The organism is Robiginitalea myxolifaciens, from assembly GCF_900115205.1.
Taxonomy (GTDB): domain Bacteria; phylum Bacteroidota; class Bacteroidia; order Flavobacteriales; family Flavobacteriaceae; genus Robiginitalea; species Robiginitalea myxolifaciens.
This window is the reverse complement of the sequence record NZ_FOYQ01000002.1, coordinates 598,418-624,102: the sequence shown is the minus strand read 5'-3', so window position 1 is coordinate 624,102 and position 25,685 is coordinate 598,418. Positions and strand designations below refer to the sequence as shown.

Annotated in this window: 15 protein-coding genes; 9 read left to right on the top strand and 6 right to left on the bottom strand. The window is 48.4% G+C overall.

Features of this window, described 5'->3' with window-relative positions; all coding sequences use genetic code 11:
* The first annotated feature begins 93 nt into the window (after positions 1–93).
* Entirely contained in the window at positions 94–1,653 is a 1,560-nt protein-coding gene (locus tag BM318_RS10780) for an NAD(P)H-hydrate dehydratase (RefSeq protein WP_092982615.1), read from the top strand.
* A 7-nt stretch (positions 1,654–1,660) separates the two neighbouring features.
* Here BM318_RS10780 and BM318_RS10775 read toward each other — a convergent pair whose 3' ends face one another.
* Both BM318_RS10775 and BM318_RS10770 read right to left on the bottom strand, forming a co-directional pair.
* Positions 1,661–2,059 (bottom strand): STAS/SEC14 domain-containing protein, encoded by a 399-nt coding sequence (locus tag BM318_RS10775; RefSeq protein WP_092982614.1) that lies wholly within the window; start codon positions 2,057–2,059, stop codon positions 1,661–1,663.
* A 237-nt stretch (positions 2,060–2,296) separates the two neighbouring features.
* The gene (locus BM318_RS10770; protein WP_092982613.1) at positions 2,297–4,867 is read right to left on the bottom strand and encodes an ATP-dependent Clp protease ATP-binding subunit; all 2,571 of its coding nucleotides are present in this window, start codon (positions 4,865–4,867) and stop codon (positions 2,297–2,299) included.
* Between the two features lie 262 nt (positions 4,868–5,129).
* On the opposite strand from BM318_RS10770, the gene gyrA reads away from it, so the two are divergent.
* Positions 5,130–7,685, top strand: coding sequence for a DNA gyrase subunit A (gene gyrA, locus BM318_RS10765; protein WP_092982612.1), 2,556 nt, complete (start codon positions 5,130–5,132; stop codon positions 7,683–7,685).
* 70 nt (positions 7,686–7,755) lie between these two features.
* Positions 7,756–9,018 (top strand): tetratricopeptide repeat protein, encoded by a 1,263-nt coding sequence (locus BM318_RS10760; protein ID WP_092982611.1) that lies wholly within the window; start codon positions 7,756–7,758, stop codon positions 9,016–9,018.
* 58 nt (positions 9,019–9,076) lie between these two features.
* Here the strand turns inward: BM318_RS10760 and BM318_RS10755 are convergent, their stop codons facing one another.
* Together BM318_RS10755 and BM318_RS10750 are read right to left on the bottom strand one after the other, a co-directional pair.
* Positions 9,077–9,826, bottom strand: a complete 750-nt coding sequence (locus BM318_RS10755; RefSeq protein WP_092982610.1) for a C40 family peptidase — start codon at positions 9,824–9,826, stop codon at positions 9,077–9,079.
* Between the two features lie 18 nt (positions 9,827–9,844).
* On the bottom strand, positions 9,845–11,020 hold the full coding sequence (locus tag BM318_RS10750; RefSeq protein WP_092982609.1) for an acetyl-CoA C-acyltransferase: 1,176 nt from the start codon (positions 11,018–11,020) through the stop codon (positions 9,845–9,847).
* A 107-nt stretch (positions 11,021–11,127) separates the two neighbouring features.
* Here BM318_RS10750 and BM318_RS10745 point away from each other — a divergent pair, with 107 nt between their 5' ends.
* From BM318_RS10745 to BM318_RS10735, 3 genes are all read left to right on the top strand, one after another.
* Positions 11,128–13,173, top strand: coding sequence for an HD family phosphohydrolase (locus BM318_RS10745; RefSeq protein WP_092982608.1), 2,046 nt, complete (start codon positions 11,128–11,130; stop codon positions 13,171–13,173).
* Between the two features lie 72 nt (positions 13,174–13,245).
* On the top strand, positions 13,246–15,591 hold the full coding sequence (locus BM318_RS10740; protein WP_092982607.1) for a Plug domain-containing protein: 2,346 nt from the start codon (positions 13,246–13,248) through the stop codon (positions 15,589–15,591).
* A gap of 10 nt (positions 15,592–15,601) precedes the next feature.
* Positions 15,602–18,073, top strand: a complete 2,472-nt coding sequence (locus BM318_RS10735) for a hypothetical protein (RefSeq protein ID WP_092982606.1) — start codon at positions 15,602–15,604, stop codon at positions 18,071–18,073.
* 222 nt (positions 18,074–18,295) lie between these two features.
* Here BM318_RS10735 and BM318_RS10730 read toward each other — a convergent pair whose 3' ends face one another.
* Together BM318_RS10730 and BM318_RS10725 are read right to left on the bottom strand one after the other, a co-directional pair.
* Positions 18,296–19,096: an anti-sigma factor gene (locus tag BM318_RS10730; protein WP_092983500.1), complete on the bottom strand. Its 801-nt coding sequence runs from the start codon at positions 19,094–19,096 to the stop codon at positions 18,296–18,298.
* Complete coding sequence (locus BM318_RS10725) at positions 19,083–19,643, bottom strand: RNA polymerase sigma factor (RefSeq protein ID WP_092982605.1); 561 nt, start codon at positions 19,641–19,643, stop codon at positions 19,083–19,085. The genes BM318_RS10730 and BM318_RS10725 overlap by 14 nt, the downstream gene beginning before the upstream one ends.
* 125 nt (positions 19,644–19,768) lie before the next feature.
* On the opposite strand from BM318_RS10725, the gene BM318_RS10720 reads away from it, so the two are divergent.
* From BM318_RS10720 to BM318_RS10710, 3 genes are read left to right on the top strand one after another with little or no spacing between them, the layout of a single operon-like run.
* Positions 19,769–22,510, top strand: a complete 2,742-nt coding sequence (locus BM318_RS10720; protein WP_245759810.1) for a TonB-dependent receptor — start codon at positions 19,769–19,771, stop codon at positions 22,508–22,510.
* Positions 22,510–23,883, top strand: a complete 1,374-nt coding sequence (locus BM318_RS10715; protein WP_245759809.1) for a DUF4249 domain-containing protein — start codon at positions 22,510–22,512, stop codon at positions 23,881–23,883. Before BM318_RS10720 ends, BM318_RS10715 begins: the two co-directional genes overlap by 1 nt.
* A 10-nt stretch (positions 23,884–23,893) precedes the next feature.
* Positions 23,894–25,684: a hypothetical protein gene (locus BM318_RS10710; RefSeq protein ID WP_143099966.1), complete on the top strand. Its 1,791-nt coding sequence runs from the start codon at positions 23,894–23,896 to the stop codon at positions 25,682–25,684.
* Position 25,685 lies beyond the last annotated feature (1 nt).

Sequence of the window (25,685 nt, the reverse complement as noted above, 5' to 3'; positions counted from 1 at the left end):
TGCGGACTCCACAAGCTTCCACGCTTTTTGTTAAAAATTCGACTTATTTTGAGGAAGAAATGGGGCTAACGCAAGAAGAATGTTTAAAAGAAGATGAAGATACTAAGCAGGCAACAGATTTATAAGGCTGATAAAGAGACTACCAGAATCCAGCAAATCAGCAGTCTGGAGCTCATGGAGCGCGCGGCTACCCGGGCCTTTGAATGGATCCACCAACGCTTGCAGGGTTCTCCGGTTCCTATTTACCTGCTCTGTGGGATTGGCAATAATGGGGGAGACGGGCTGGTTATCGCCCGACATTTAGCGGAGCATGGCTATCATATCGAGGTGTTTATCGTAGACTACCATCCAAAGCGGTCGCCTGATTTCCTGGAAAACCTCCAGGCACTTAAACAGCGCAAAGTATGGCCAACGACCCTGGAATCCGGACAGGCCTTACCCGCTATGGATCCCCAGGGCATTCTGGTCGACGCCATCTTTGGCATTGGGCTGAGTCGTGTCCCCGATCCCTGGATGAAATCTGTTATCGATCAAATCAATAGTAGCGGATTGTTTGTTCTGGCCATTGATCTGCCATCAGGGATGCCAGCGGATTTCAGTGATTTTGATCCGGCGCAAAATGGGTTATCCATGGTACATGCTCAACATACATTGACCTTTGGAGCCCCAAAGCTCACTTTTTTTCTTCCGGAAACCGGATCAGCGGTAGGCCAGTGGACGGTACTGGATATCGGGTTGGCCCGGGAATATACGGACGCAGTACAAACGGAGTTTTCTGGCTATGGCGCCGGGCTGATCCGCTCCCTTTACAGGCCACGTCAGAAGTTTACGCACAAAGGTAGTTTTGGTCATCTGTGGGTGGTTGGCGGTTCCTATGGGACTATGGGAGCCTTACAACTCGCGGCGCGCGGAGGGCTTCGCAGCGGTGCGGGAAAAGTTACCGCCTGGACCCCGCAATGTGGGGTGGATATCCTGCAAGGCAATTTGCCCGAAGTAATGGTCCGAACCGGCAAGGGCAAAAAGCAACTGACGGATTTTCCTCAAGCCGGGAAATTTACCCTGGTGGCCGGGATGGGTTTAGGTACCGCTAAGGTAACTGCGGATGCATTTGTTCCGTGGCTAAAACAATGGAAGCAACCCGTGGTGCTGGATGCAGACGCCCTGAACATCCTTTCCCAAAACCCGGAGGGATTTAATAGCGTGCCAGCGGGCAGTATTTTAACCCCGCATCCCGGTGAATTTGCCCGGATGGTAGGAAATTGGACCAGCGACGCGGATAAGTTGGAAAAGGCCCGGAATTTTGTGAAACAGTACAGCTGTATTTTAGTCCTGAAAGGAGCCCATACCCTGGTCCTGGACCAACATCACGGCTTTTTCAATACCAGCGGGAATCCGGGTATGGCAACCGCTGGGAGCGGGGATGTGCTGGCTGGGATGATAGGCGGCTTGCTCGCACAGGGATACGAGCCTGTTCAGGCCGCATTGGCAGGGGTTTACCTGCATGGACTATCTGCAGATATTGGGGTACAAAAATTGGGCTATGAGGCCCTCACGGCCGGGGATATAATTTCAGGAATAGGTCCCGCCTTTGTTTCGCTTTTCCAAACGGCCGAATCGGGTCCGCCACAGGAAGAAGCGGCCAAAGAAGAATAAAGGATAACTACTGTTTTACCCTCCGCTTGACCCAGGCAATGGCATTCTTGGAATCGATAAAGAACTTCATGGCTTTCTTGTAAAACATCTTCTCGATGTTGAAGTTATGCATATCCACATCTTTGGTAGATACAATAGCAAAAGCCTTTAAATTCTCCAGTTCCCTTAAATAGGTATAGATGATCGGTTCTACTGCGATAGAATTTCGCCTGAGATTTATAATTCCGTAGTTTTTTCCTCTGAAGTGGATCTCGGAAATTCCGATAAGTTGATAGGCCCTTTCCAGGGTAAGTGTCGCGCCTTCGTCGAAAAGCGCCACCATGTAATCTTCGAATACCTGAATCTTACCTACGTCCAGGATGTATTCTTTGACGATCACGGTTTTGCGTGTCGGTCCCAATTTCATTCCCAATAGTTTAGTGTCTCTAAGGCGAATGTATCTGTAAGGCAGGGGGAAAGGAAAAATTTTAGATAATCGACCTAAATATCGCATAATCGGCAGGCCACTGACGGACTTGTCCCGGTTTTCCTACGCAGGGGGAGAAGAGCGCATAAAAAAAGGAGTCGTAACCTACGACTCCTTTTAAAGTTTTATCCTACATCGATTCCGTGAATCGAACCCAAATCAATGGATTACACGGGATCAGGAAGCCTCTTTAGAGGATTTATCCTGAGAGGACTCCTTTGGCTTTTTAATAGTAATGGTGAGCCTGTCTTCGTCCTTGTGCAGGTCCATGGAGATCTGGTCCCCATCCTGAAGCTTGGAGTTGACAATTTCCTCTGCCAGGGCATCTTCGATGTATTTCTGGATCGCCCGTTTCAAAGGACGTGCTCCATACTGCTTGTCAAAGCCTTTTTCGGCGATGTAATCCTTAGCCTTATTGGAAAGCTTGAGATCATATCCGATATCCTTGATGCGTGCAAAGAGCTTACGCAGTTCGATATCTATAATTTTATGAATGTCCTCACGCTCCAATGGATTAAAGACGATAACATCGTCGATCCGGTTCAGGAATTCAGGAGCAAAAGCCTTCTTCAGCGCATTTTCAATGACACTCTTCTGGTGACTTTCTGCCTGGGACTTTTTGGCCGAGGTACCAAAACCAACACCCTGTCCAAAATCCTTCAGCTGACGTGCCCCGATATTCGAGGTCATGATTATGATCGTATTGCGGAAATCCACCTTACGTCCCAAACTATCTGTCAGGAAACCATCGTCCAGCACCTGTAACAGCATATTGAACACATCCGGGTGCGCCTTTTCCACCTCGTCCAGGAGGATTACGGAATAGGGCTTGCGGCGAACTTTTTCAGTAAGCTGCCCGCCTTCTTCGTATCCTACATATCCGGGAGGTGCCCCTACCAAACGGGAAATGGCAAATTTCTCCATGTATTCACTCATGTCGATACGAATCAACGCATCTTCTGAATCGAATAATTCTTTAGCTAACACCTTGGCCAGCTGAGTTTTACCCACACCGGTCTGTCCGAGAAATATAAAACTTCCAATGGGTTTGTTCGGATCCTTGAGCCCGGCGCGATTTCGCTGGATGGCCTTGGCAACTTTGGCTACTGCCTCGTCCTGGCCAATAACGTTCCCTTTGATCAGCTCGGGTAGTTCCGCGAGCTTATTGCTTTCGGTCTGCGCAATCCGGTTAACAGGGATGCCACTCATCATGGAGACCACATCTGCCACATTGTCCTCATCTACCGTTTCCCGGTGCATTTTACTGTCCTCCTCCCATTTTTCCTGGGCAGCGGCCAAGTCCTTTTCGAGGCGTTTTTCGTCGTCCCGCAGTTTAGCCGCTTCTTCGTAGCGCTGTTTCTTGACTACGCTATTCTTGAGTTCCCGCACTTCATCCAGTTGTTTCTCCAACTCCAGGATTTGTTTGGGGACATCCATATTTACTATGTGTACCCGGGAACCTGCCTCGTCCATGGCATCAATGGCCTTGTCCGGGAGGAAGCGATCCGTCATATAACGGTTGGTAAGCTTTACACAGGCAACCAGCGCCTCATCGGTATAGTTTACGTTGTGGTGGTCTTCGTACTTCCCACGGATATTTTTGAGGATCTCAATGGTCTCTTCTACCGTAGTAGGTTCTACCATGACCTTCTGGAAACGTCGCTCCAGGGCCCCGTCCTTCTCGATATACTGCCGATACTCATCCAGGGTAGTGGCACCGATACATTGGATTTCCCCACGCGCCAAGGCTGGTTTGAACATATTGGAAGCATCCAGGCTTCCGGTAGCCCCACCAGCCCCAACTATGGTATGGATCTCATCGATAAAGAGAATAACGTCGTCGTTCTTCTCCAGTTCGTTCATAACGGCTTTCATCCGCTCTTCGAACTGTCCGCGGTATTTGGTACCTGCAACCAGGGAAGCAAGATCCAGGGTAACCACACGCTTGTTGTAGAGGATGCGGCTAACCTTTTTATTGATGATGCGCAGCGCCAGACCTTCTGCGATGGCGCTTTTTCCCACTCCGGGTTCTCCGATGAGCAGGGGGTTATTCTTTTTACGACGGCTCAGGATTTGGCTTACGCGCTCAATCTCTTTTTCCCGCCCGACTACAGGATCTAATTTATTTTCTTCGGCCAGGCGCGTCAGGTCCCGACCGAAATTATCCAGGACAGGGGTCTTGGATTTTTTATTGCCTTTCTGGGTGCCTGCACCGCTAAAGGATCCTTCCTTGGATTCTCCGCCTTCGTCAGAGTCGCTGGGGAAAGATTCCGCGGTAGGACTATCGGTGTAGTCGTCGTCGCTGGTGATCATACTTTTAAATTGCTCTTTAACCCCGTCGTAATCCACTTTGAGCTTGTGGAGTAACTTGGTGGTTGGGTCGTTCTCGTTACGGAGGATACACAGCAGCAAATGCGCCGTGTTGATCGAAGAACTCTGAAACAATTTGGCCTCCAGAAAAGTAGTTTTCAAAGCCCTTTCTGCCTGACGGGTCAGGTGCAGGTTCTTCTTATCTTTAGGATGACCCCCGGCATTCGGGTTTGCCGGACTCAATATTTCCACCTTCCGGCGCAAATGATCCAGGTCTACCTCCAATGCATCAAGGATGCTGATCGCTTTGCCATTTCCATCGCGCAACAAACCCAACATAAGATGTTCGGTGCCGATAAAATCATGGCCTAAGCGAAGCGCTTCCTCTTTGCTGTAAGCAATTACGTCCTTTACTCTTGGTGAAAAATTGTCATCCATACGACTCCTCCAGATTCTGTTTTAAAATTAGTAAAAGTATCTGTTAGAACGTCAAATACCATACCTATATTCGATAAAGCCCTCCTAAATGACGAAAAAACCCATGCTTTACCAAAAAATTAACAACGAATTTATTAACCCTGACCCCCTGTTTTGATGTTGATAAATTATTTAATAAATGCCTTGGGACCTTCAGCAAAGGCTTCGATTTTCCGTATATTGGCATGATATTTTAACCTCAAAAACGGAATAGATTTAAGAGATGGCGGAAGGAGAAAAATTGATCCCCATTAACATAGAGGATGAGATGAAATCGGCCTACATCGATTACTCGATGTCGGTCATAGTGTCACGTGCCCTGCCAGATGTGCGGGATGGGCTAAAACCAGTTCACCGAAGAGTGCTCTATGGAATGCACGAATTGGGAGTGCGTGCCAATAGTTCCCACAAGAAATCTGCGCGTATTGTCGGGGAGGTTTTGGGTAAGTATCACCCGCACGGGGACTCCTCGGTTTACGATACAATGGTGCGTATGGCCCAGGAATGGAGCCTGCGCTACATGCTGGTCGATGGACAGGGGAATTTCGGTTCTATTGACGGGGACAGCCCGGCAGCTATGCGATATACGGAGGCCCGTATGCAAAAGATTGCCGAGGAGATGCTCTCCGATATCGACAAGGAAACCGTAGACCACCAATTGAACTTCGACGACTCCCTGGAGGAGCCCGTAGTACTGCCAACGCGTATTCCAAACCTCCTTGTGAACGGTACCAGCGGTATCGCCGTGGGTATGGCTACCAATATGCCGCCGCACAACCTTTCAGAAGTGGTCGATGGTACGATCGCCTACATAGACAATCGGGATATTGAGGTGGAAGGCCTCATGGAACACGTGAAAGCCCCCGATTTTCCCACAGGGGGAATAATCTACGGTTATGAAGGGGTTAAGGAAGCCTTTATGACAGGACGGGGACGTGTTGTCATGCGCGCCAAGGCCGAATTCGAAGAAGTTCAGGGTCGGGAATGCATCATCGTTACTGAGATCCCATATCAGGTAAATAAGGCCGACATGATCAAAAAGACGGTCGACCTGATCAATGACAAAAAGATCGAGGGGATCAGCAATATCCGCGATGAATCCAACCGAAAGGGGATGCGGATTGTCTACATCCTTAAAAGGGATGCCATCCCCAATATCGTTCTGAACACCTTATATAAATACACCGCGCTTCAATCCTCCTTCAGTGTTAATAATATTGCCCTGGTAGAAGGCCGGCCGCAATTGCTAAACCTAAAGGAGCTCATCGGGCATTTCGTAGATCACCGTCACGATGTAGTTGTGCGACGAACGCGGTATGAACTTAAAAAGGCCGAAGACCGGGCGCACATCTTAGAAGGGCTGATCATCGCCTCCGATAATATTGACGAGGTAATTGCGATTATCCGGGGCTCATCCAACGCAGAGGAGGCCCGCGAGAATCTGATGAAGCGCTTTGAACTGACAGAAGTTCAGGCGCGTGCCATTGTCGAGATGCGTTTGCGACAGCTTACGGGTCTGGAACAGGATAAATTGCGCACTGAGTACGACGAAACCATTGCGCGAATAGCGGATTTGAAGGATATCCTGGAGCGTGAGGAACGCCGTATGGATATTATCAAGGAGGAATTGCTAGAGGTTAAGGAAAAGTACGGGGATACCCGTCGCTCTGAAATCAATTACGCCGGAGGAGACCTCAGTATCGAGGATATGATCCCCGACGAGCAAGTGGTTATTACCATCTCCCACGCCGGGTATATCAAGCGTACGCCACTTACGGAATACAAAACTCAGAATCGTGGGGGTGTAGGGCAAAAGGCCTCTGCCACCCGAAACGAGGATTTCCTTGAGCATCTCTTTGTGAGTACGAACCACCAGTACATGCTCTTCTTTACCCAGAAGGGGCAATGTTACTGGCTGCGGGTATTCGAAATCCCAGAAGGTTCCCGAACTTCTAAAGGTCGTGCCATCCAGAACCTGATCAATATTGCACAGGACGACAAGGTTAAGGCATTCATTTGCACAAGGGACCTGAAAGACGAGGAGTACGTCAATTCGCATTATGTTATTATGGCTACCAAGAAAGGGGTGGTTAAGAAGACTTCGCTGGAGCAGTACAGCCGTCCGCGACAGAACGGGATCATCGCCATTAACATACGAGAGGAAGATGAGTTGCTCGAAGCAAAACTCACGACCGGTTCCAGCCAGATTTTCCTGGGTCTGAAGTCCGGGAAAGCCATCCGTTTTGAGGAAAGCAAAACGCGTCCAATGGGAAGAAATGCTTCCGGTGTACGCGGTATAACCCTTGCCTCCGACGACGACGAAGTCATCGGCATGGTGAGTGTCCACAACTTCGATGAGGACATCCTGGTTGTTTCCGAGAACGGATATGGAAAGCGATCGAGCATTGAAGACTACCGCATCACCAACCGGGGTGGAAAAGGGGTAAAAACCATTTCGATTTCGGATAAAACCGGAGGTTTGGTCGCCATTAAAAACGTGAGCGACTCCGACGATTTGATGATCATCAACAAATCAGGGATCGCCATCCGAATGAGTGTTGAAGACCTGCGCACCATGGGGCGTGCAACCCAGGGGGTTCGCCTGATCAACCTGAAAGGGGATGATTCGATTGCCGCGGTTGCCAAGGTCATGAAAGACGAAGACGAACTGGACGAAACAGAGCTCCATAACATCGAGGTACAGACCGAAGATGGCACGGCTCTTGATAATACTGCCACGGAGTCTGAAGATTCCGGAGAGGAATCCGGAGAAGATTAATCACGCAATTCCTTCATCTGGAATGCCTTATATTTGTAAATCCTAAATTTTTAATACAAACGCTAACTTCATGAGAAATACATTGATGTTGCTTTTTGCACTGTTAATATCTACAGTGGGAATGGCACAAAAAGACGAAATCAAAGCAGCTGAGAAATCGCTCAAAGACGGTAGATCGGCTGAGGCTGTTGCTGCCCTCGAGGGCGCTTCAGGTACTATTGCAAGTGCAGATCCCAAAATGCAGGCGCAATACTATGTCGTTATGGGTAAAGCCAAAGCGGACCTTGGAAAGAAGGGAGATACCGAAGCTTTCGCAGGAGCTGTAGAAGCTTTGAAAAAAGTGGTTGAGATTGAGGAGGCCAGTGGTAAAGCCAAATACAGTGGTGAAGCACAACAGGTAATGCAATCCCTGTCTGCCGAGCTGGTTAACGCTGCCGTTGCTGATAACGGCAACAATAATTTCGAAGCTGCGGCCGAGAAACTTTACACGGCCTATTCCATTAATCCCGCCGACACTATCTACCTGTATTATGCAGCCAGTAGTGCGGTTCAGGGTGGAACCTACGAACGCGCCCTGGATTTTTACAAGGAGCTGAAAGAAATTGGATACGATGGTAGTTCTGTAGTATACAAAGCGGTTAATGTAGAAACCGGAGAAGCGGAGGAAATGAGTAAGCAACAGCGCGACCTCATGGTTAAATCCGGTACTTATACCAATCCTACTGAGGAAAAGCAACCCTCTAAGAAATCTGAAATTGTCAAGAACATTGCGCTTATTTACAATCAGTTAGGAAAGAATGACGAAGCGCTTGCCGCCTATGCGGAGGCCCGCGCCGATAATCCTGACGATGTAAACCTCGTCCTGAACCAGGCCAATCTCTATTACCAAATGGGAGATAAGGACAAGTTCAAGGAGTTAATGACTGAGGCAGCTCAAATGGAGCCAGACAATGCCGATCTGCACTACAATATTGGTGTAATCAATATGGAGCAGGGCAATATGGAAGAAGCACGGGCTTCTTTTAAAAAGGCCATTGAGATTAACCCCGGGTACACCAATGCCCAGCTGAACCTTTCTACCACTTATGTGAATGAAGGGAACTCCCTTATCGATGCAATGAATGAACTCGGAACATCCCGTGACGACATTGCTAAATACGATGAGCTAAAGGCGAAAAAAGACGCGCTGTTTCAGGAAGGTGCTACCATCCTGGAAGAGGCCCTGAAGAACAATCCTGAAAACCAGGGAATTCTTACCCAGCTTAAGAATATCTATGGTGCATTAGGAGATAACGAAAACTTCATGAGGATGAAAAAACTCCTCGGAGAATAAGGTTTATCCGCTAATCCAAGCAATTAGAAACCCTGGGAAACTACCTGGGGTTTTCTTTTTACAGCAATTTTTTGATTACCCGCAAAGGGTGGGTATACCTGCGGAGCTGCGTATTGAAGATGCCGCTATGGTCAATGCGATCGATACGCACCTGCCCGTGAACGTGAATGATGTAATTGTTTTTCATGATAATGCCCACATGATCTATCGCTCCGTCCGGGCCATCGAAAAACGCCAAATCCCCGGGCTCACTTTCCTCGATAAAACTCAGGGCATCGCCTTGCAGGGCCTGTTGCTGAGGGTTTCGATCCAGGGCATAACCACAACACTTATAAACCAGTTGGGTAAATCCCCCAGCGTCTATTCCCAAAGGAGAACGGCCCCCTGGCATTTCAGGGCTATTCAGCAGTAATAAAGCCTGAGAGATAAGGTGCTCCCGGTCCTTTGCCGGGATGGAGGAATCTCCTTCGAACCGATGATCCATTAGCGATGCACGTACTGCATTGGCGCCAATAGCAACCGGGAAGAGGATGCCTTCTTCATTGATAATATGGCTGAAAAGATCCTGCGTACAAGCGCCCATAGAAGACTTGAGCGTTTCTTCCCATACAGCTTCTTCTAATTCCGCTGCCTGATCCTTGCGTATCCAACCCTCTGTCTTATCGAGTTGGACCCGGATGCGATAATGGTTTTTGCGACTGTCCAGAATCTTAAACAGCTCCCCGTATAAGAGTTGGGTGAGCATTTTTCCCTGTTCCCGTTCTTCGAATACGGGTACTAAACTCAAGGGACAGATTCCGTAGCGCATCCTGCTAGCTTCGCTCGATTATAAGCGTTCGATCACCAGAGCCGAAGCTCCTCCACCTCCATTGCAAATAGCAGCTGCCCCGTATCGGGCCTCTCGCTGGTTTAAGATATGTGCGAGGGTTACGGTAATTCTCGCCCCCGAACAACCCAGGGGGTGTCCCAATGAAACGGCTCCCCCATTTACATTGACATTGGAGTCGTCCAGAGAGAGTAGTTTGATATTGGCCAATCCTACCACGCTGAAGGCTTCATTGAATTCGAAGTAATCGATATCCTCAATGCTTACACCAGCACGGTCCAAAGCCAGCGGCAGGGCTTTAGCGGGCGCCGTAGTGAACCACTTGGGCTCCTGTGCAGCGTCTGCAAAGCCGCGAATTGCGGCAATTGGCTTAATCCCCATTGCCTCAGCCTTTTCTGCACTCATCAGGACCAGTGCAGCTGCCCCATCATTAATGGTAGAGGCGTTAGCGGCCGTAACTGTTCCCTCTTTGGTAAAGGCAGGTCGCAGCTTCGGGATTTTATCCATGAATACATTTTTGTACTCTTCATCTTCCGAAAAAAGTACCGGATCTCCCTTGCGTTGGGGAACAGGTACCGGGACCACTTCTTCCGCAAAATGCCCGGATTTCCAGGCTTCGGCGGAACGGGTATACGACTGAATGGCATAGGCATCCTGATCCTCCCGGCTAAATTCGTATTTATCCGCGCACGCATCGGCGCAAACTCCCATGGCCTGTTGGTCATAAACATCTACCAAACCGTCTTTCTGCATCCCATCTTCCATTTTGGCAGGACCGAATTTGGTACTGGTCCTCAGATGCATATAATGGGGGATAAGGCTCATATTTTCCATTCCCCCTGCAACGATAACAGAGGCATGCCCCAGGGCAATACTCTGAGCGGCCTGCATAATAGCCTTCATTCCTGAAGCGCAAACCTTGTTTACAGTGGTACATGGGACGGTATCAGGAATCCCGGCATAAATCGCGGCCTGACGGGCAGGGGCTTGACCGGCACCAGCTTGTACAACATGACCCATCAGGACCTCTTCTACTGCTGAAGGATCCAGACCAGCTTTGTCCAGTGCACCTTTTATGGCAATGGCACCTAGTTTAGGCGCGGGAATGGTAGAAAGACTACCCATGAAACTCCCGATTGGAGTTCGTACGGCAGATACAATGACAACCTCTTTCATCTCTTGGGATTTTATGGGGCGAAAATACTAAATATCCTCCGGTTGTAGCTATCCGCGACGCGGGCAAGCCAGGGGATTTTCCTATTTTTGGATTAATAAGCGCGAACATGGCCCGAAGCCTGGATTCTTTTTACCGTTCCCAATCCCTGATATATAAGTATGTGCTCCATTTGGTTACGGTGGCAGCCATTGTTTTTTTCTTTCCCCGCGGAGGACAGTTCAAGTACGAATTTCAAAAGGGAAAACCCTGGCAATACGAAAACCTGTATGCTCCTTTTGACTTTTCCATCAATAAAAGCGCAGAGGAACTAGAGCGTGAGCGGGAAGAAATCCGCGCACAGCAAATTCCTTACTACCGTTTCGATACCCAAATAGAACAGCAGGTCTATCAGGAATTTGACCGTAGTTTCTCGGAATATTTCAACCCGCAGGAATTTGATACCCGCAGTTGGAACCAATTGCGACAACGCGGATTGGCCTTGCTAGACAGCTTGTATGTAAACGGGATATGGGATGGCAATGCACCCCCAAACACAGATCGTATTTACCTGGTTCGCGATAATGAGGCCAGTGGGATGGACGCAGACCGGCTCTTGCGAATGGGGGACATAAATTCCTGGTTACGTCAGGAATTACGAGCGGGATATGCTTCGTTTACCAATCGCTATCAGGACTTGTTTTTTCGTGTAGTCCAGCCCAATGTTAGCCGCGACGAAGCGTTAACCGCCAGGGAGTTAGAAGAAGAGCTATCCCGAATCTCCTTAACACGGGGTAATGTAGATGAGGGCGCACTGGTAATCGCCCGCGGAGAGGTTGTGGAAGCCGAGAATTTCAATATTCTCCAATCCTTAAGTGGGGAGTATGAGTCGGAACTATGGTCAGAAAACAATCAGTACCTGATCCTGGGCGGATACACCATATTGGTGGCTCTGGTATTGTTGATGCTCCTGTTATTCTTAAAGAAATACCGGCCACAGGTCTACCAGAATAACGTCAAGCTCACCTTTATTTTTGTCAATATCCTGATCATGGTCTTTTTGACCAACCTGGTGATCAAATACGACGATGCTTACGTCTTTGTAGTTCCGCTATGCGTGCTGCCTTTAATTCTAAAGACGTTTTTCGATGCCCGGTTGGGACTATTTGTTCATGTACTTACGGTGCTGATCCTTGGATTTGTAGTGCCGAATAGCTTTGAGTATATCTTCCTGCAAATAATGGCAGGTATCGTTACTATCCTGACTGTTTCCGAATTGTACAAGCGGGCCAACCTCTTTATTTCAGTTGGGCAGATTACCCTTATTTACATCCTGGGCTATTTTGCCTTTCACATTATCCACGAGGGAAATATTCAGAATGTCGTTTGGGTAAACTTTGGATTCTTCCTGCTCAATGGGATGCTCACCCTTTTTGTGCAACCCCTGATCTATATATATGAGAAGATCTTTGGGATGGTATCCGATGTGAGCCTGCTGGAGCTGTCCGATACCAATTCCAAATTGCTGAAAGAACTCTCCACCAAAGCCCCTGGTACGTTCAACCATTCCCTCCAGGTGGCTAACCTTGCAGAGGCGGCAGCAAATGAAATAGGCGCGAACGCCATGCTTACCCGAGTAGGGGCCCTGTATCACGATGTGGGGAAAATGAACAATCCCACATATTTCACGGAGAACCAGATTACCAACATAAACCCGCACGACGAACTGGATCCCCAGGAGAGTGCACGGATAATCCTCTCCCATGTTATCGAGGGAATAGAACTCGCACGCAAGTATAAAATTCCTGACCGTGTAATCGATTTTATCCGGACGCACCACGGAACTACCATGGTTTACTATTTCTACAAGAAGGCAAAGGAAATGCAGGGAGAGGAAGTGGAAGAGAAGAAGTTCCGCTATCCCGGACCTATTCCGTTCTCCCGCGAAACCGCTATTCTGATGATGGCCGATTCTGTGGAAGCAGCCTCGAAAAGCCTCGTAAATCCTAGCTATACCATCATTGAGGAATTCGTAGACAAGATTGTTGGCGGGCAGGTTCAGGCCGGACAATTCATCAATGCCGACATTACTTTCCGGGAAATTGAGACGGTCAAAAAAGTCCTCAAACAACGCCTGACGAACATCTATCATTTACGGGTGGAATATCCGGAGTAGCCCTCTTAAACTTTTCCTAATTGCCATCCGATTCTCACGTTTGGATACTATCTTTTAACAAAACTGATAGCTATGCAAAAAAGGATCTTTACCCTGCTTTTTGCCCTGTGTGGCGCTAACTTATTTTTAACCGCACAATATTCAGAACCTGAGGAACAGGCATCCTGGATCGGAGCTGCTGAAACGCTTTTGCAATCCCAGGAAGTCATCGATTCCCTGATCAATTGGGAGGAACGTATTTACCTGCACACCGACCGGCTCGAGGCCCAGGCTGGGGATTATATCTTTTTTAAAGCATATGCGATGACTGGCCCCAGGAAATTACGGGTAAGCCAGAGTAAAGTGCTGCGTGTTGATCTGTTGGATACTAATGAAGAACTCCTGAATTCCTACTATTATCCCCTGGAAGCGGGTACAGCAGGGGGAAGCATACCGATTCCCGACGATCTGGACCCGGAAACCTACACCATTAAGGCCTATACCCGCTGGATGCAGAATTACGGCAAAGACCAGTATTTCAGCCGGCAGATACGAATTACCGATGGGGAGGAAGTTAGCAGCTCATCCCAAAACCTCGCCCAGGCTGCTGGAATTACATTTTACCCGGAAGGGGGCCAACTCATTGCTGGAGTCAATAATAAACTCGTGATTCGAGCATCCGATGCCAACGGCAATCCGGTAAGTTGGAACGGGACAGTACGTGACGATCAGGGAAAAACCATTTCCCGATTGGAGAACTATGCAGCAGGTTTAGGGATGATAACCTACACCCCTCAATCTGGTGCCAATTATGAGCTCGTTCTGGAAAATGGGGCTGTTTATGCCCTGCCCAATGCTTCTGACCAAGGGGTTAGCTTACGAGTCAATAGTCTGGAGTCCGATGGTGTTCGTTTACGAATCCACAGAGTTGGCAATCAGGAGCGGCTCTACCTAGTAGGAAAAAGGGGAGATCGGCAGCTATTTGAACAGGAAATTGAATTTCAGCGCAATGGTCAGGCCGATCTCGAAATTCCTAAAAATGCACTCCCAGTTGGTCTGCTGACTTTTGAAGTTCGGAATGAGGAGGAAGCGGTTAAAGCTTCCCGGCCAGTACACATCGAGGTGTCTAAAGCCTTAAACCTTGAATTAGTACCTACCCGACAAAATCTGAATCAAGGGGGCGAGAACGAATACACAGTCAAATTGACGGATGCCGACGGAAATCCGGTGCAAACCGAGATTTCCCTGGCCATAACCCGAAATGAGCAAGCGAGTCAGCCCAACCTGGTCGATATGTTGCGGCCCGTCCCGGCCAGCGCCGATGTCGGGGTTGTCCGTAAATCGCTGTTTCTGGAAGATTTACGGTTATTGGCTTCCAGCGATCAGGATCAAATATCCACATATCCTGAAGCCATTGAATTCCCGGTACAAACCGGGCTGGAATTAATAGGATATGTTTATGACCTGAATAATGAACTCCTCCGTAATACAGAAGTCCAGGTTATGTCTTCTACCGATGAAGATCTGTTTATTTCTGTAGTAGAAACAGATGGCTCCGGTATTCTTAAATTGGATGAAATAGATTTTGCAGGTGAAGTTCCCTTGATATTCAGGACAAAGGGAGAAGATACCAAAAGTAGCCTGGTTCGCTTCGAACAGTTGCACGACGAGATTTTCAAGAAGAAAATTGCGCCATTGACACGGAAGAAAAACGAAGTAATAGAAACGACGCCCTGGGCTGTGATCGATACAACAGGCCTGATCCAACTTGCAGAAACGACGGTTACGGCCAAGAAAAAGGAGGTAGTCAATGAAACTCCTTCTACCTATGGAATTAAGCTCAGGAAGGTTGTCCGACAAGATCCCAATAAACCTGCCATATCATTTGGAGATCTCTTGCAACGCGTGCCCGGGATTTATGTTTCGGGAGATATTTTCACATCCCCAAATATCAATGTCATAGGTGCTCCCCCAGGACCTATAAGATGGGTTGTGGACGGTTTGTTGTTAGTCGCTAATCAGGATCCTTACGATTTGGTGCCAATTACAGATGTAGAGCGCATAGAGGTATTGTCAAATTCCGATGCCTCCATTTATGGAAGTAGAGGTACAGGTGCAATTCTTGCGGTTTATACCCGAAGTGGTTCAGGAGGAGAGTATATACGAAGGAAGGACGCGATGATCACTTTTAAAGGATTTGAATCCAGCCTTACCTACCAGGATTATTTGGAATACCGCCAGGACAACCGCAAACTCCGCAAGCAACAACCAGCAACCCTTTACTGGAACCCAAACATCCAGACCGATGCAAACGGAGAGGCGGTGGTCCGGTTTACCAGCCCCGGGGATTATGAGGCGGTTCGCATTGAAGCCCAGGCCCTGACTCAGGATGGGCAACCGGGAGCCTTAAATGTGGAGTTAAACAACAGCTTGGATTAAAACTAGTGCTATGAGGAAGTATTTGGTTTATTTATTAGCAGTTACATTTTCAGCTCAGGTATTCGGCCAACCCGATGTTCGGGAATTTCGAGCCGAGGCGGATATCGATCTTACCATTGAGGATCAAAATACCGAAGCGATTGATTCGCTTTACCAATGGAAAGAGCATTTGGTGCTGCAACTCGATCGCACAGCATATCGAGCCGGGGACCCGTTATTTTTCAAGGGCGTACTGCAAAGCGGCCCCAATAACAGATTAGGCGGACTGAGCCGCGTGCTACACCTGGATATTCGGAATTCTGCAGGGGAAACCATAGAATCTGAACGTTTTCCGATTCGATCCGGGAAGGTACAGGGAGGTACGGCATTGCCAAAAAACCTGGATGCCGGCACCTATGAGCTGCGTTTTTACACGCAATGGATGGGGAATTATGGACCAGCCGCTCCGGAAATTTTCAGGATAAAGATTAGCGAAGCCCGGAATAACAAGGCATCACAGGACAGTGCTGTGCCAAACGAAGTCAATTCTTCCCTGGAGCCACCCAGGTACTTTCCGGAAGGAGGGGAGCTAATAGCGGGTATCAAGAAGCGCATTGTTTTTACCTATTCAACTTCTGAATTGCCTGCAGGGAAGGCCGTAGGATATATCCGGTCATTACAATCAGATCAGCGAATTCCTATTATTGCTTACGATCAGGGATTGGCGATGGCCTACCTGGAACCTGACGCGAATTCCGAATATGTTTTTACTATAAGCGGAAGCCAGGAACTTCCCTTAGCGGATGTTCGGGACAGCGGATATTCTATTGCCGTTAACTCTTTGAATAAAAAGAACTACAAATTCGCTATTACCCAAAGTGGGATACAAGAGCCCACAGATGTCTTTATCACTGGCAGCAACGGTGGTTTTGAATTGTTTCGAGAAAGTCTTCGATTAAGTCAGGGAGAGGAGCGTTTCCTGGAAGTTCCCAAAGCGAATTTACCGGCAGGAAAAACCCAAGTGGTGGTTAGCGATCAAGTCGGAAATGAACTTTCGAGCACCTACATAGACGTGCTTAAGGATCAAAACGATGGCTATTCTATTGCATTAAAGGAAAGCCAGGTATTATCGGATGGAAGCATACAAGTAACGCTGACGGCTCTGGATTCTAATGGGAAACCGGTCGCATCCGAGTTTGCCGTTTCTGCCATTCAGGGTACTGAAGATTCCTCCGGAGGATTCGAATCGAACCTTATTCAAAGGAATTATCGCGATCGTCAGTTTATCAATGACCTTCGTGCCATTGCAACGGAGAACTTTACTAGCATTGAGCTTCCATTAACTGAGATTATCTATCCCTATCAATCGGGTTTGGAATTCCGGGGCCGGGCGTATAATCTCTATGATAAACTGCTACAGAATACGCGTATTCAAGTGGCCGCCACTACTGATGACGGTGTTGTTATCCGGGAGGTTCAAACCAATTCAGGAGGATATTTTACGCTGGACAATCTCGATTTGGAAGGGGAAGTGCAATTGGTATTTCGCACCGAGGCCGAGTCTGAAATGGGAAGGCTAGTCAAGGTCAAGCAGCTTGCTTCGGACTTTGATGGTTCCGATTTATTTGATGTGGTTGAAACAAAAGGTAAAAGTCTGGCAAGAGGACAGACTCCAAAAAGTGATCGGATTGCTTCGGGCAAACCTCAGAAATACCGTCGGGAACCTGCAAACCGGGACGGAGATTTTTCCGAGATCCGATACGATACCAAACGCTTGATCGCCTTGGAGGAGGCTACAGTGGAAGCGCGTAAGAAGCGCCCGCAAATTACTCCCTTAGGCGCCTATGGTGTGATTCCTTTGGAGAGCGATATCGTTTTTCAGGACCCGGAAAACCCTAAACCCACCTTTAGTTTAGTGCGGCAATTACCCGGTTTGGTTATTTTGGGTGAAGGTACGACCTCACCTCAGGTAATCAGTTTACGAGGGCGAAGGAGCCAACCGGTTTGGGTATTAGACGGCAGACGCATGAGCATTAGTCCTTTGGAATTTGCTCCCGAGTCCAATCCAGAACCCCGGGCAGATTGGGACACCCCTTTCTTTTTGGTCCCGGCAACGGATATTGAACGCATTGAATATACGCACGACCGTGCCCAGACTTCAAGGTTCGGACCTCAGGCCGAAGCTGCCGGGGTGTTGATGATCTATACCATTAGCGGCGGTAAAACCCGATTCCTGAATCGGAAAGACGGGTCTATTACTTATCAGGGGTATAAGAAGCCTGTAGATTTCGATGAAACCATGAGTTCCGCCGGGAATCGCAGTAAAAAACACGAAGGCGAACAAACCGTCTATTGGAATCCGGAGCTCAAAACCGACGAGAACGGGGAGGTAACATTTAGTTTTTCCCCAACTGATACTGCCGGTGAGGTCAGGATAAAAGCCCTGGCAATTAACGCTGAGGGCAGGGTGGTCCGGGTAGATTCGGTTCTAGACCTTCCTTAAGTAAGCAGATCTTCAAGCTTATCTCCAAGCAGATATAGGAGCAACTAAAAACCGCCCGGTGCAATTTTCAGCATCCGGGCGGTCTCGTAACCAACCTAACAACTTTCTACAACTTAGACTCTTATGAGTTCGTAAAGTTGCGTTGGGCTTACAATTTTAACTGGGATTTAACCCTTGGTCGGATTTCTTAAGAAAGCTGTATGCAGCGCTATAGCGAAGAAATTAAGAGGAAACTGCGCCCAGGGTATATAGCTGTTCCAGGGTAGGGGATTCACTTCCCCCTGCAGGTTCCAGGGTTATCCCAAAAGCTTCAGAATCATTCGGGTTAGCCAGGGCAAAAATTTTATCGGTATCGGCGGCAAAGTCCTCCAATAACCCCAGACTGGTTGGGGTTAGCGGATCGAGCTTTAAGGACCAAACCTGATATACCATGCCTGGAGGAGGCTCTGGTAATCCATTGGCATCGATATAAACACGATTAGCTTCTGTATTCCAAAAGGCCCGGGCATATGCTTCCGGGGCAACTTGTTGTCCGGTAAGCGGAACGAGCTGAATTCCTTTTTCGCCCAAAGCCTTTAAGGTGGCATTGGCGTTTTCCAGTCCCTCGCGGGCCTGCGATATCTGGGTTTCCAGTTGGGTATTTTCCTCCTGCAATCCATCTAATTCACCAGCCATTCGATTGCGCTCTTGTAAAAGGTAGAGGGAAGCGGCACCTATGATCAGGGCAGCTGCCCAACCGCTGTACGCCCAAAGACGGAAACGTCGGGGTTCCGGCTCGCCTGGCTTCAACTGTTTAACGGAAGGGGATGTCAGTTGGGATTCCAAGGCTGCAAAATCCGGTGCTGCGCCGGATGCGTAAGATGCAGCCAATTCACGAATAGAGGCTTCAATGGCTTCAACCTCTGCGAGGATCTCCGGATATTCCTGGGCCAGGGCCGCTACTTCCTGATTTTCTTGTTCAGAAAGCGCACCGGCAACATAGAGTTCCAGAATCCCGGAGGCTATGTATTTACTGACGTCCATCTCGTTCATTTAAATTTTTTCGCAGTCGCCCAATACAATCTCTATTGCGCGTCTTAACCGTCCCAAGAGGTATTTTCAACTCCTCGGCGACGGCTTTCTGTGTATATCCCCTGAAATAGAGATATGCTATGATTTCCCGGCATTTCTGGGTTAATCCTTCAATAAGCTGTTTCAAATTATGTTCTTGAGGATGTACCACTTCATCTTCAAAGGCACCATCTTCTGCAATACCTACGAGTAAATCCGCACTTAGGTTTTGTTTTTCCTGTTTAAATGTGGAAGAACGCACATGGTCGATGGCCCGATTGCGGGCAATGTTCAGGAGCCAGGTAAAAAACCGGCCTTTCGATGGATTGTATTGCGCTGATTTTTGCCAGACGGTAAGAAAAACGTCCTGACAAATTTCTTCCGATTTGTTTGTATCAGAAACTATCAGGTTAATAGCACCACAAATATTTATTGCGTACATATCGTATAGCTTGCGAAAGGCTGCTTTGTCTCCTTGCTGCATTTGGCTTACGCAATCTGAAATTTGAGCGCTGGTCATCTAAGTGGAAGATACAAATTTTACTTACCTTTTAGGTGGGTTTAAAAATTGCTAATTCAAAAACTACCTAACCACTGAAAAAGTCTTACCGATTTACGGCTGCGATAATTTGCATGGTGCTTGTTATGAGTCTGCTCCCCACTATGGGCTTTGCTCAGGAAAGCAAAACTGATCAGGAAGCAAGCGACCTGCTTACTATTATCAAAAAGTTGGAAGCAGAAAAGGGCGTTACTTTTTTCTATCTGGATACCTGGCTTGAGGGTATTGAAGTCGCTGATATTTCGGCTAGCGACGACATTCGCGATATTCTTACTGATCTGCTGGCAGATACTGAATTAAACTTTTTTGTGGACCGGGAACAGAAAAGGGTATATCTGCTCAGAAACACCTTGGTTTATGACCAGTTACCGGAAGGATTTTTTGATGCCGAGGCAGATAGTCTGCAGGCAACACCGGAAGCCCGCCAAATTGCCCAGCTTCCACCCCCGGTGTTTTTAAACGATGGCGCAAGGCAAAGGACGCGTAATTTGGGAATTGCGCGAATTGGCAAGGCCAGTGCCGATGATTTAGCTGCTTCTTATACCTTAACCGGAAGGGCCCTGAGATCCGACACTGGGGAGCCCATTCCGGATCTCGCACTACGCGTTAGGAATCTGGGAATTGGTACGGTTACCGATGCCCAGGGGAATTATCAATTGCAATTACCCCGGGGATATCACGTCTTGTCGGCTACCGCCATGGGTGTTGCCAGCATGGAACGTCAGGTGGTTATCTATGGCGATGGTACGCTTGATCTGGAATTGGAGGAAGGAATTGAACTTCTCGATGAGGTAGTGGTTGAGGCAGATGCGGCGGCGAACGTGGAGGAAGCTACGAGTGGAACGGAAACTATTGAATCCGAAGCCTCCAAGAATATTCCCCTGGTGCTGGGGGAGCGAGACATCCTGCAGGTAGCCCGAAACTTACCGGGAATTTCCTCCGCCGGGGAGGGTTCCTCAGGCTTTAATGTTCGCGGGGGTAGAACAGATCAAAACCTGATCCTTCTTGACGACGGGGTAATTTATAACCCGACGCATTTTTTCGGGATTTTTCAGGCGCTGAATCCCTTTACCACAGACCGACTGGATATTTATAAGGCAGCACCCCCAGTAGAATATGGCGGCCGCCTAAGTTCCATCTTTGATATACGCAGCACCAATGGCAACACCGAAAAAATTAGTGGGGAAGGCTCAATTGGGCCGGTTACCGCAAACCTGGCACTGGAAGTCCCCTTAAAGCAGGAACGCTCTTCCCTGATTGCCGGAGCACGCGGGGCCTATGCCGACTGGATTTTGCGTTCCCTGGATGAGGAGTCCTTACAGAACAGCCAGGCTTCCTTTTTTGACGGTATTGTGCGGGTACATTCTTTGGTTGGGGAGGATGGAGCCATAGGAGCAACCGGGTATTTTTCCCGGGATGCCTTCAGCATTACCCAGGATTCCCTCTATCAATATTCCAACGCTTTGCTTTCGCTGCGATGGGACCATAAAATAAGCGAAAACACCCGTGGGACTTTGGTTGCCGGGAATAGCGATTATCGTTTTGGGATTGATTTTGACGGGGAATCAAATACCGATTTTGAATTGGATTATGGCATTAACCAAACCCAGTTAAAATACTTTTTACAAAGGCCTTTAGGGGATAAGCACCGCTTAACCTATGGGGTCGCGGCTAACTTCTATTCCGTGAATCCGGGTAGCCGGGAGGCTCAGGGAGCCAACAATGCGCTCCCGGATATTTTGATACCCCGGGAACAGGCTCTTGAAGGCGCACTATTTATAGGAGATACCTGGACCCCTTCTGAGAAGTGGCAGTGGGAACTGGGCTTGCGTTTTCCATTTTACACGGCCCTGGGTGAAGCTACACAGCGGGAATACAATGAAGGGGAGCCTCGAAGTGATGCCAGTGTAAGTGGAACTACGGAATACGGATCCCTCGAACCCATTCGTTGGTACGGAGGACCCGAAGCACGCCTGGCGGGCCGTTATTTTCTCGATGAGACCTCTTCGGTAAAATTCAGTCTGCACAATGCCTACCAGTTTATCCATACCCTTTCGAACAATACGACCATATCTCCAATCGATACCTGGAAACTCAGTGATTTTAATATAGCCCCTCAGCAAGCCTATCAGGGCAGCCTGGGGTATTTCCGAAATTTTCAGGATAACACCTATGAATTCAGCGTCGAGGGCTATTATAAATGGATGGTCGATGTGCTCGATTTTAAAACGGGCTCTGAATTATTCCTGAATCAAAACGTCGAGACTGAAGTACTGCAAGGCGATGGGCAAGCTTATGGGGTTGAGGTCCTCCTTAAAAAGAACAAAGGCAAGTTAAACGGGTGGCTGGGTTATACCTACTCCCGTTCCCTGTATCGTTTTGACGGGGAGTTCGAAGAAGAACGCATCAATGATGGGGAATTCTTCCCGTCAAACTTTGATAAGCCGCACGATTTTAGCCTGATCGCTAATTATCGGTTTACCCGCCGCTACAGCGTATCCATGAATTTTGTTTACCAGACGGGCAGGCCCATTACCTATCCCGTTGGAACCTTCCGCCTGAATAATACAGATTACGTGTTCTACAGTGAGCGCAATGCTTTTCGCATACCTGATTTTTATCGCCTGGATTTGGGTATCAATATCGAGGGGAATCATCGCAAGAATAAACTGGCCCACAGTTTTTGGACGATTTCGGTCTACAATGTTCTCGGACGAAATAACCCTTATTCGGTATTCTTTGTTTCTGAAGGGGGAGAGGTTAAAGCTTTACAAAGCTCAATTTTTGCGATTCCCGTGCCTTCGATAACCTATAATTTTAAGTTTTGATGGAGGATAAAGAGATACTGTATATGGATCATCAGGACCAAACACAGGCCATTATAGGACGCATCGTTCGGCAACTATTCCGTCTGTTTACTCCTTCTCTGCTCCTGATGCTATTGCTGGGCTGTGTTGAAGAATTACCGCTGGAAGAATTACCGGATAATGACGGGGCCGGGCTGTTGGTTGTGGAAGCCGTTTTGACGGATCAGCTCAAAACTCAGGAGGTATTACTCAGTCGAAGTTCCTCCCGGGTAGACCTGGAAACTGACACTACTTTTGTCCCGTTACTCCCCACACTGCGTGGCGAACGGGATTCCGTAGACTGGGAGCAGGGGGCACTCATCGTATTGCGAGGAGGAGATGGAAGCCAATATGATTTTACCGAAGCCCTGCCTGGCCAATACCTGTCTAACTCCCAATTTGCCCTGAGCCAGGGTGTGGATTACGAGCTGGAAATTGCAACCGGCGGACAGAATTATCGCTCGGATCCATTGCGTATAGAAGGTGTAGCCACGGTAGCCAATGTACGCGCCGAGCGCATTACAAACGACTTCGGGGTAGAGGGAATTCAGATATACGCCGATGCCATACCGGGTTCGGGAGCTACTTCGCGTTTGCGCTATACCTATGAAGAGACCTATAAAATCATCGCCCCCCGTTGGAACGAACTGGAATTCGAACTCACCAATTACGATCCCTGTGCGTTACCCGTAATCACCTATGACCTGGAATTAATCCGAAGAGAAGTGGAACGGCAGGTGTGCTATAATACACGTCCTTCGGACCGGATTATTCAACCTCAGGCAACCTCGGGTACAACTGGTTCCCTTACTCGGCAACCGATTCGTTTTATTCCCAGGGATGATTTTATAATCACCCACCGCTACAGCATTCTGGTGCGGCAGTTGGTACAGTCCGCAGATGCTTATGGCTACTATGAAACCCTGAATAACTTTAGCGAATCCCAGAATTTGTTTTCACAGATACAACCGGGTGCCCTGACTGCCAATGTCTCGCGAACCGATGGCTCAGACGAAATTGTTCTGGGTTATGTGGAAGCCGCCAATGCTTCTGAACAACGGATATTTTTTGACTATGCAGACTTTTTTCCGGGTGAAGCTCCGCCGCCTTTTCCCTTCTTTTGCGAGGATCGCTCGGCACCGGATGCCCATCGCTCGCGTTGTGCTTCCGGAATGTTCGGTGGGGGATGTCCACTTTCTTTAGTGGAGAATATCGATTTGGACTTGATTACGTTTACAGGCATAAATGGAGAGGGCATCGGAACATGCCCTGGAACATATACGTTTGTCCCTAAGGTTTGCGGGGACTGCCGTACCCTTGGTGATAATGTGGTGCCTGATTTTTGGGAAGAATAATGAAATTGGTTTGAAGCGAATAAAACAACATATAACCTTACTTAGTATCCTGCTTATTGCGGGCTGCGGTGCCCTGCAAAGCCAGTACAAAATCAAGGATGGCAGCGATTTACTTACGCTGCAGCAGGTCCCTATGGAAAAAGCCTACCTGCATCTGTCTACGGCGACTATTTTTTCAGGGGAGTACCTCTATTATAAATTTTACAACCTCAATGCTGCAACGGGTCGGTTAAGTGGGATCAGCCGTGTCGCTTACGTGAGTTTGATCGATCCGGAGGGTAAGGAAGTCTTTACCCAAAAGCTTCGCTTGAACAAGGGAATGGCTTATGGCGACTTCTTTGTCAATACCGACTTACTCTCAGGGGAATACACCCTGGTCGGTTATACCCGGTGGATGCAAAATGGGGGCATTGACCAGACCTTCCACCAAACGGTAAAAATCATCAATCCCTATAATACGAAACGGGCTGGAATACTTCCAGATGCAAGCGATAGCCTAAAAACACGGGTGAGCTTTACACTAGCACGGGAAAATTGGCCCCCTTTCGCACCCACGGAAGGCGGACTGATCGAAATGGCAATGGATACCGCCGTGTATGGCCCGCGTTCTCCTTTTAACCTGCAACTTCGGAATTTCAAAGGCCGTTTGGGACATGGATCGTATTCACTTACCATCAAAAAGGTGGAAGAACTGGAGGGCCCAGCGGTGATGAGTGCCTTGCAATATGCAGTCGCCTCTGCCGGACTTGTTCCAAAATTACCGAAGCGGGTAGGGGATTCTGTGGCCCTACCGGAACAGCGGGGCGAATTAATCTATGGGCAGGTACTACAGCAAGGCCAACCGGTTTCCGGACAGGAGGTCTTTTTGTCGGTTCCCGGGCAGCAATATGTCTTAAAGGCACTGGATACCGATGATGCAGGTAATTTCTACGGGTATCTGAGAGAGTCTTATTCCAACGGACAATTAATCATACAGGCACCCTCCAACGAATCCCTTGAGATTGTTTACAAATCCGCACCTAAACTGGATTTTAGCGACCTGACTAATGAGCAGATTGCACTGAAAGCGGGAGACCGGGAGGCTATTGTGGCTCGCAGTGTTCAGAATCAACTGGAAAATGCATTTTTCAGTGTTAAACCAGATTCGGTTCCGGCCCCTGAACTTGAAGACCCATTCTTGGGAGCGCTTCCGGAGATAACCAATCTCGATGAGTATACCCGATTCCGGACTCTGGAGGAAACCCTTGTGGAAATCCTGAACCTGGTGGGTTACCGCAAAACCCCAACAGGTAGATCATATATTCGTGTAGCCCAGGATTTTGAAACCTTTGATGAGGAATTCAATACGGACCCGGCTCTGGTATTGATCGACGGGGTTTATATTCCCGACGTAGATTTGATACGGAATTTTGATGCCCGCCTGATCAAGCGAATCAAAGTATTACGTGACCCGCTGGTTTTGGGAGGTTTGCCCTACCAGGGAGTTGTGTATTTCGAGACTTTCGAGGGCGACTTTGCTGAGAACTATCAGGCGCCTAATGCCCTGAACACAACCCTGGACCTGCCCCAGCCCCAGAAACTCTATTTCAGACAACAGCACGGCGTTGAAGGTTCTGAATACGAAAGTGTTCCGGATTTTCGAAATATCCTGCTCTGGGAACCCGAGCTTACTATCGATGGCCCGGAACTCTTCTTGAAAGGCTTCACCAGCGATTTGACCGGAACGTTTGAGGTAGTTCTGGAAGGCTTTACCACCTATGGAAAGCCGATTTCGGTACGCACGCGATTTATGGTAAAATGAA

Excerpts from the sequence above, each read along its gene's own strand:
- BM318_RS10740 (WP_092982607.1), top strand. The coding sequence starts at position 13,246 with ATGCAAAAAAGGATCTTTACCCTGCTTTTTGCCCTGTGTGGCGCTAAC.
- BM318_RS10745 (WP_092982608.1), top strand. The coding sequence starts at position 11,128 with ATGGCCCGAAGCCTGGATTCTTTTTACCGTTCCCAATCCCTGATATAT.
- BM318_RS10770 (WP_092982613.1), bottom strand. The coding sequence starts at position 4,867 with ATGGATGACAATTTTTCACCAAGAGTAAAGGACGTAATTGCTTACAGC.
- BM318_RS10720 (WP_245759810.1), top strand. The coding sequence starts at position 19,769 with ATGAGTCTGCTCCCCACTATGGGCTTTGCTCAGGAAAGCAAAACTGAT.
- BM318_RS10725 (WP_092982605.1), bottom strand. The coding sequence starts at position 19,643 with ATGACCAGCGCTCAAATTTCAGATTGCGTAAGCCAAATGCAGCAAGGA.
- BM318_RS10750 (WP_092982609.1), bottom strand. The coding sequence starts at position 11,020 with ATGAAAGAGGTTGTCATTGTATCTGCCGTACGAACTCCAATCGGGAGT.
- BM318_RS10735 (WP_092982606.1), top strand. The coding sequence starts at position 15,602 with ATGAGGAAGTATTTGGTTTATTTATTAGCAGTTACATTTTCAGCTCAG.
- BM318_RS10755 (WP_092982610.1), bottom strand. The coding sequence starts at position 9,826 with ATGCGCTACGGAATCTGTCCCTTGAGTTTAGTACCCGTATTCGAAGAA.
- gyrA (WP_092982612.1), top strand. The coding sequence starts at position 5,130 with ATGGCGGAAGGAGAAAAATTGATCCCCATTAACATAGAGGATGAGATG.
- BM318_RS10715 (WP_245759809.1), top strand. The coding sequence starts at position 22,510 with ATGGAGGATAAAGAGATACTGTATATGGATCATCAGGACCAAACACAG.
- BM318_RS10775 (WP_092982614.1), bottom strand. The coding sequence starts at position 2,059 with ATGAAATTGGGACCGACACGCAAAACCGTGATCGTCAAAGAATACATC.
- BM318_RS10730 (WP_092983500.1), bottom strand. The coding sequence starts at position 19,096 with ATGGACGTCAGTAAATACATAGCCTCCGGGATTCTGGAACTCTATGTT.
- BM318_RS10760 (WP_092982611.1), top strand. The coding sequence starts at position 7,756 with ATGAGAAATACATTGATGTTGCTTTTTGCACTGTTAATATCTACAGTG.
- BM318_RS10780 (WP_092982615.1), top strand. The coding sequence starts at position 94 with ATGAAGATACTAAGCAGGCAACAGATTTATAAGGCTGATAAAGAGACT.